This window comes from Escherichia sp. KTE172 (genome assembly GCF_000408845.1).
GTDB classification, from domain to species: Bacteria; Pseudomonadota; Gammaproteobacteria; order Enterobacterales; family Enterobacteriaceae; genus Escherichia; species Escherichia coli.
In genome coordinates this window covers 1-7,468 of the sequence record NZ_KE137312.1, presented here as the reverse complement: position 1 = coordinate 7,468, position 7,468 = coordinate 1, and the positions used below count along the sequence as shown (strand labels likewise).

The following is a 7,468-nucleotide window of genomic DNA, read 5'->3' as shown; positions in this document are numbered from 1 at the left end:
CCCCCCCGACAAGCGTGGTGTGAGCGATATTATGTTGCTCAATCCACGCCTGGATAGCATCCATGTCAGTAAGATTTCGCAGTGTAAAGACACCCGCTTCCTGTAGTCCGGGCAAGGGGGGAACAACCGGAGCGGCACCGGTACTGAGGAGCAGACGATCCCATTCTTCGGTATAGACCTCCCCGGAGGTCAGATTTTTAACCGTCACCATCTTATTAACCGGGTCTACTGACATCACTTCATGACGGATACGGACGTCTATGTTAAAACGGGATTTAAAATCCTCCGGGGTTTTCAGAATCAGCGACTGCCGTAACGGAATTTTTCCGCCTATATGATAAGGCAATCCACAGTTGGCGAAAGAGACATCGCTTCCCCGCTCAAACACAACAATACTGACATCCTCTGATAACCGACGAGCCCTGGCTGCAGCGGATGCTCCCCCGGCAACACCACCAACAATCACTATTTTCATTACATCCTCTCTGTTCACTCGGGGCAAAATATCTGCCATATATAATTAGTTACCCGGTCCAGCTGGACGCTGCAGACCTGAAGATCACGGTGGCAAAATTACGCCACTATCATTATACTGAACAATATTATATAAAAATACATAATATAAGAAACCAGCAATGCCCATGAATGAAGACACAAAACGTCAGACTGATATGAAAAATGCAGCCCTGGGGGCAGCAGATGTCCTACGGGGACTGGCCAACAGCGACCGGCTATTGTTGATGTGTCAGTTAAGCCAGGGGGAAGCGAATGTGACCGAGCTGGAAGCGGCGGTCGGTATCACTCAGCCGACCCTGTCTCAGCAGTTGGGTGTCATGCGTCGCCTGAAGCTGGTCGAGACCCGACGGGCAGGTAAAATGGTATATTACCGTATCGGGGATAACCGCATCATGACGTTATTGAATACCTTATATGATCTCTACTGCCCGCAGGCGGACCCCGACAAGGTCAAAAAACAACCTTAACGTACAATAATTTTCGATATCCAAACTGCCCCCAACATTCACCAGCACAGTTAGACATTAACAATGCAAAATCAATGCGATTCCGGTGCCGTATGTCAGGGAGAATTATGTAAACGGGGGGGGGCCGGAATCGCATTCCAGCTCATATCATTAAATACAGAAAAAAACCTCTGAGAACACAGAGGGGATAAGGAATATGAATACTCCGGTCAGGATATTATCCTAGCTTTTATATACAACATGCTCACAAGGACAACAACTAGCTAGTTAATAGATATTAAAAATTTTAGAGCTGAAACCTTAAAGCTTGCTTCCATTCCATGTTTTATTATAAACCTTATCTTGAAAACTGAAAGGAAGTACGGCAGATTAATTAAGTTGCGTGCATTCTTTTCACGTTATAATACAAACAAGAACACCTGCGAAGTTATTTCTCCTTACATATCCCCCTATACCAACGGGGGATTTTTTCTGGTTCACTAACGCATAAATAATAGTGACATACTATAATTCACGAACCGTGATAATATCAGATCAATCATCATGACAAAATTAGATGAAAATATCCCACATATTATCGATGCAGCTGTAGATTTTATGGCATCAAGCCAGGCATTTCGTGAGTATCTGAAAAAACTCCCCCCTGATAACACAATACCGCCAGATCTTACTGATGAGCACGTACCGTTATATATACGAAGGCTGGAATACTATCGACTGCTTTATCGACCAAAGCAGACAGAATCATATTGGAAAAAACGGTGAACGGTTCGCGAAATCCTTTCGCGCTCCGTGAGGCGTTGGACAAGCGAAGCGCGTCAGTTTTTCCGGCTCTTCCCCGTGACAGGTTTCTCCACCAGTTTATCTTCCAGTGTCACAACTTTCTGATACACCGCCGCTGTGGCGTTGTAGTTCCTGTCGAGTATTGTTTTCATTCCCCATCCGAGCACACAGAACATAACCAGAAAAGCCACTGACACCCCACCCAGCCATTTCCAGCTATACCCTTTAAGGGTGTTGTATTCCTGCACGATATTGCTGTGAATTGTCGCAATATCCCTGTTCAGGGCATCCGCGTTTGCCTTCATGTTTGCGACTGACTCTTCCAGCCGCTGAAAATCCTGGCTGATGCGCTCACCTATCAGTCCTGCCACGTCCAGCTTCTGCACCTCGTTTCTGACTTCATCCCTGACCTGTTTTGCCACACCGTCAGAAATATCCCGATATCCGCGAAGAGTTTCCCTTGCCACAGCCAGAGAATCAGCAACAGCTTTCTGTTGCTCTATTGCGGTATGTTGCAGATGCTCCACCGATAACAGGAGCGTGAGTAATTTTTCTTCTGTGCTGGCCATGTTCAGAATCCCATAGAAAATCCACGTGACGGTGATTTAACCCGTTCAGGTTCAGTTCGGTTCTCTCTGCTCACTCCGTCTCTCATGTCAAAGCAATGCTCCCGCGCAACATCATGTTGCAGCCTTCTGACCAGTTCATGTTGCTTAACCGGTGTATCCAGCCATTCCCTGATGTCATGCCCGACCATTCGCGCCTGTTCAAGATGGCGGGAATAGTCCGGTTCAGACCGTTTTTGCATGATGTCATGACGCTGGGCATCATCAAGTCGTCCGGCAGCTTCAAAACCCAGATGCACTTCGGGACGTCGTTCAATGCCCTGTTCTTTCAGTGTCCGGCAGTCAATGAAGCCCCTTTCAAAGCCATGCTTTCTCATATGTTCGTTGTGCTTCACCTCCCAGCGTTTTCGCAATTCCCGCAACTGCTCTTTTTGCTGAGTGGGAGTCAGGCTTCCGGAATCCTTTTTCGCACCTCCCCGCTCGGGATACCTGGCGTTATAGCGCCGGAAATACTGTTCCGGTGTACGGTCAATGCCATCATTCACACGCTGACTCATCATGATATGCGCATGAGGCTGTTCGCCGCCGTCAATGCTCGCTTTCGGATTGTGAATGGCAAAACTCCAGGCGTGCCGTTCGCCGGCTTCCTGACGTACAAAATCCTGCACCAGTTCAAGGCGCTGTTCCGGTGTCAGTTCACGGGGTAATGCAATTTCAAGTTCCCTATAGGTCGAACCGTTCGCACGTTCAAACTGGTCAGCCGCCTGCCAGAAATGGGAAGGATTATCCCTGGCCCATTCCGGCATGTTTCCGTGTGCGGAATATTCCAAATCCTGACGGTCGCGGTATTTCTCTTTGCGCTCGATGTAATCGGCGTGGTTTGCAGCCTGCCCCTTGCCACCAAATTTAACGCTGAGGTGATAGGTTGCCACGGTTTCAGCCCTCCGCAGGAGCGCACTGTTTCTCGACGAAGGAGAGAAACATATAAGTGCGCTTCCTTCTAATTATTCGAATTAGCACGGAAGATACCCCCTGCACCCGCCGACCGCAAGCGATATACTGCACGACCACAAACCGCCGTAAAAAAACACCAGGGAGTACCACAAACATGCGCATCAGCAACGTCGAATGGCTGAAGAAACGGATCGGATTCATCAGGAAGCTCGGAGAACAGACCGCGCGACAGAGACAGATTATTGACCTGCTCGACAACGAAGCCGGACTCACAGAACAGGAACGCAAACTTCTCCACGTGCTGGCAACAGCGGAAAAAAACGACTTACAGGCACAGGAGAACGAGCGAAAACAGACGATCCAGAAACGAATCGAGGGAAAAAAACAACGACGGGAACGCAATCACCGACTCTTTCTCGCGGCTGGGCTACTGATCGAAGCAGGACTGGTAGACACAAAAACAGGCGAGCTATGCTATAAAAAAGACAGGATATTACAGGAACTTAAGGAAATTAAGTACGATCTGGAGACATCCCCAAACCCAGACGCGTAAGTGCCTCCATCCGTGTTCCGGTTCCCTGGTGCTTCCTCGCTCATTCGCTCGCTACGCTCGGTCATGAGACTGCGGCGAGCACTACCAGCACAATCATGCGGAAAACAGCACCATTGCAGGGCTGAACGGGGAAAAACGGCAAAAGACCTGCTGCTCAAAAGAACGCCAGAAAGGCGCTGTTATCTGATATAGGCTATTTTCCGCTTTTCCAGTTTCGAATGGTTCGAGTAGAAACCTCCAACATCGCCGCAATAGCTTTCTGAGAATATCCATTCTCCAGCATACATAGCGCCATGAAACGCTTGTCATCGTAGGCTTCGCCTTTAGCGATGCCACCTTTCCTGCCTCTCTTGGCCTGTATTTCTGGCGTGTGCGTATCAGCCACATACTGTGCGAAAGTTTCCGGCGTGAAGTTCCTGTGCGTGTATTTCGCAATACTCTTGCCAATAGCCCGACATTCAGGAGGTGAAAGCGGAACGGGAAGCGATGCGTTGTACATTTCGACACGCTGAATCACGGCATCAAGCCACTGTGAGAATGCTGGCCAGCCCTGACGAATCGCCCTGTAAGCCCATTTGCGCGTCATTTCGAACAGGTGGCAGTTTCGCCCCATCCCGTAATGTTTATCGATGCTACGACGCGCTGAGGCGCTCAAATCGAGATAATCAGCCAGTTCATCGAGGGTATAGGCTTCCTCGCGCCACTCCATCACCAGCCATTCCAGGTGGAACGGATTTTTGCAAATCAGGCCGCTGTAGTTCACATCCGCACAAAGTTTCTCACACAGCGAACGTTCAACCGCTGCGGCATATTTCAGCGCCTTAACCGAGGCATCAGGCGCGGTTCTCACGGCGATGTTGAGTGCGTAGAGCAGGTGAGCGTGTCCGTTCACAGGATTTTTAACGGTGATGTTCGGCGCGGGAGCGTTCCGGTCGCTCCAGTCAATCGCAGCCCCCTCGCGGTCAACGTCAAAAACCAGCCAGAACTGTGCATGAGGCTGGTTCTGCTGGATATACCGTGCAAGAAGCGCGCGCCCTTTGCCGGAGATACGAAGGCCGAAAGCGAGATCATCCGTGTGATAGGGACGGTGGGGTAAATTTTCTTCGAAGTATTGAAGCGCGGCGCTCATGTGTTACGATTCCTTCCAGGTTATCGACCGACATCGCCCCTGTATTTTCGTGAAAGTCTTGGCGGATAGACACGAATTTCAGGGGCGTTTGTTTTTCAGTCGCTTACACTACACCCAACGGCAAATCCTGTCGATCCTTCCCGAAAAACCGATCCATTTACCATAAATCCCGTTGTACGCCCCCCTTAAAACGCCCTCAGTCGCTTTCTGGCGCAAAAAACGCAAAAAGACAAGAAAACACCAGGCAAAACCAGAAAAACGCGTCAGAATCGTTTTCAGGGCGTTGCATAACTATGCACGAAAGCGATGTGCGATCGGTTTCGTGCGTTCTGAACACCGAACGGCTCAAAACGAAAAGTTTTCTCCCCCCGGATGGAAGGTTCTGCCCGGAGATTTTCTGTTTCAGAGCTTCACGTTTCGCCAGGACAAAAAAAAACCGACCAAGGGTCGGGGCAAGAATCAGAGTCTGTGAGAAATTTTTTTAGTTGTGGAATGCGTCAATGTTCGCAACCGCCCCAAAATACCCTGAGGCTGATAAAAAACAACTGGCACTATCCCGTTCCGGATAAAAAAACCACAAAAGTGGGGAATCCAAGAGAAACGATAGGTGTCAGATTGAGTCAGAATATTGACAATGAAATAGTTACGCAAATAAATTTAGCTGCATCACTTATTCTGATTCAATACTCAATAAAAAATGCCCGCATAATAAACCACATTTACAAAGATATATATCAAACGAAACAACCAAGTTCACAGCTCAGGATAAGAATTTTTCTCTATGTAATAGATAAAACACAGTTTTTTTATAAACTGTAATATATGAGCTGTAATATTCATGTATTAATTGTTTTTTTGAAAAGCATCACAAATTTATTTTTTACGCATACTGCCCTATTGCAACCAGCAATGGTTTTCACTTATTTTCAACATCTCATTTAATACGAGTTATACTTCAACCCGTTTAAAGTGCAACACTAACTGAGTATCATTTGTTTTCCTTACCTACCCCTGGATTCCCAGGGGTTTTTTATAACTACAAACCAGCACAACAAAAAAACAAAACACAATAAAAACAATGAATTATATAAAACTCAACGATATCTTTGTACGGAGATTTACATTCAGGAACATTGGGGTCAGTTTGGATATAGAGAATTATTGTACGGTAAGCCTGTTTTTTGAACAGTCCACATTATCGCAATAGGGTACCATCCAGGGTGTTAATTATTTTTGTAGATTTCTATTCCATATAATACGTTTTCAATGAATCTGGAAGATGAGGTGCCATGTGTATGGCACCTCATCTCTTATTGACTCATTGATTCCGTAACCGCCTGCCAAGTTATAAAGCCACCACTCAGATTATATGTCCGGAAGCCGTGAGACTGAAGCATACGGTATGCCACATGCCCCCGCAGACCACTCTGACACCCGATAATAATCTCTTTATCTTCAGGCAACTTATCAAGATTCTCCCGCAGGGAATCAAGAGGGATGGATAGCGCGTCAGGATATTCACCAAATTGTTTCAGTTCTGCAGGAGAACGAATATCAAGTAAACAATAACTGCCCGGTTCCCGTTGTAACACATCGCGGACATGACAGATGACCGTATCGCCCTTGATAACATTTGCCGCCACCATTCCAGCCTGGTTAACGACGTCCCTTGCACTGTTGAAAGGCGGAGCATAGGTCAGCTCCAGATGCTCGAGATCGTTAACGGTAAGCCCCGCGCGCTGTACGACAGCCAGGACATCGATGCGTTTATCAACCCCTTTTTTCCCTGACGCCTGGGCCCCGAGAATTTTACCGGTATCGGGGCTGAACAGCAGTTTCAGACTGATCATTGTTGCCCCCGGGTAGTAACTGGCATGATCAGCGGCATGGACGTAAACCTTCTCGTATCGGGTACCATGGGCTTTCAGCTGCTTTTCATTCGCCCCGACACTGCCAATACTCAGCGAAAATACCTTACAAATGGATGTCCCCTGACTGCCATGGTAAAGGCTGTGACGATCGAGCATATTATCAGCAGCAATGCGTCCCTGGCGGTTGGCTGGCCCTGCCAGAGGAACATTAGCGGGTTCCTGAAAGACAAGGTCAGGTGTTTCAACTGCATCCCCCACGGCATAGATGTCAGGGATACTTGTCTGCATACAGGCATTGACACTTATGCCTCCCCGTTTACCCACGGCGAGCCCGGCTCCTGTGGCAAGGCTGCTCTCAGGTTTTACCCCGATGGCGAGAATAACCATGTCGGTCTGCAGAAACCCACCGTCAGACAGTGCAACGCGGAATCCCGTCTCTGTCCGCAGTACCTCGGTGAGCGCCGTTCTGAGACGCAGATCCACGCCATGACTCCTGATTTCCTGATGCAGGGCCGATGCCATTTCAGGATCAACCGGAGCCATAACCTGTTCCCCCATCTCCAGCAGGGTCACACTGATCCCCCTTTCGCTCAGTGCCTCCATCACTTCGAGCCCGATAAATCCCCCCC

At 48.3% G+C, this 7,468-nt stretch carries 8 protein-coding genes; 3 read left to right on the top strand and 5 right to left on the bottom strand.

Annotated features, from left to right (window positions below):
• A partial coding sequence (locus G434_RS23760; RefSeq protein WP_016249711.1) for an NAD(P)/FAD-dependent oxidoreductase occupies positions 1–475 on the bottom strand: 475 nt, incomplete at its 3' end.
• A 160-nt stretch (positions 476–635) separates the two neighbouring features.
• On the opposite strand from G434_RS23760, the gene G434_RS23765 reads away from it, so the two are divergent.
• Both G434_RS23765 and G434_RS0124505 read left to right on the top strand, forming a co-directional pair.
• A complete protein-coding gene (locus G434_RS23765) occupies positions 636–983 on the top strand; it encodes an ArsR/SmtB family transcription factor (RefSeq protein WP_023144239.1) in 348 nt (115 codons plus the stop codon).
• A 543-nt stretch (positions 984–1,526) separates the two neighbouring features.
• Entirely contained in the window at positions 1,527–1,748 is a 222-nt protein-coding gene (locus G434_RS0124505; RefSeq protein WP_023144240.1) for a hypothetical protein, read from the top strand.
• A 53-nt stretch (positions 1,749–1,801) separates the two neighbouring features.
• On the opposite strand, the gene G434_RS23770 is transcribed toward G434_RS0124505, so the two are convergent.
• Together G434_RS23770 and G434_RS23775 are read right to left on the bottom strand one after the other, a co-directional pair.
• A complete protein-coding gene (locus G434_RS23770) occupies positions 1,802–2,335 on the bottom strand; it encodes a hypothetical protein (RefSeq protein WP_011666803.1) in 534 nt (177 codons plus the stop codon).
• 2 nt (positions 2,336–2,337) lie between these two features.
• Positions 2,338–3,264, bottom strand: a complete 927-nt coding sequence (locus tag G434_RS23775; RefSeq protein ID WP_011666804.1) for a MobA/MobL family protein — start codon at positions 3,262–3,264, stop codon at positions 2,338–2,340.
• 176 nt (positions 3,265–3,440) lie between these two features.
• Between G434_RS23775 and G434_RS23780 the strand changes: the two genes are divergently transcribed.
• Positions 3,441–3,839: a hypothetical protein gene (locus tag G434_RS23780; RefSeq protein WP_016249654.1), complete on the top strand. Its 399-nt coding sequence runs from the start codon at positions 3,441–3,443 to the stop codon at positions 3,837–3,839.
• Between the two features lie 193 nt (positions 3,840–4,032).
• On the opposite strand, the gene G434_RS23785 is transcribed toward G434_RS23780, so the two are convergent.
• Positions 4,033–4,968, bottom strand: coding sequence for a replication initiation protein (locus G434_RS23785; RefSeq protein ID WP_011666805.1), 936 nt, complete (start codon positions 4,966–4,968; stop codon positions 4,033–4,035).
• Between the two features lie 1,310 nt (positions 4,969–6,278).
• Positions 6,279–7,468, bottom strand: a 1,190-nt coding sequence (locus tag G434_RS23790; RefSeq protein ID WP_016242388.1) for an FAD-dependent oxidoreductase, incomplete at its 5' end; no start/stop codon positions are given.

Excerpts from the sequence above, each read along its gene's own strand:
- G434_RS23765 (WP_023144239.1), top strand. The coding sequence starts at position 636 with ATGCCCATGAATGAAGACACAAAACGTCAGACTGATATGAAAAATGCA.
- G434_RS0124505 (WP_023144240.1), top strand. The coding sequence starts at position 1,527 with ATGACAAAATTAGATGAAAATATCCCACATATTATCGATGCAGCTGTA.
- G434_RS23770 (WP_011666803.1), bottom strand. The coding sequence starts at position 2,335 with ATGGCCAGCACAGAAGAAAAATTACTCACGCTCCTGTTATCGGTGGAG.
- G434_RS23780 (WP_016249654.1), top strand. The coding sequence starts at position 3,441 with ATGCGCATCAGCAACGTCGAATGGCTGAAGAAACGGATCGGATTCATC.
- G434_RS23785 (WP_011666805.1), bottom strand. The coding sequence starts at position 4,968 with ATGAGCGCCGCGCTTCAATACTTCGAAGAAAATTTACCCCACCGTCCC.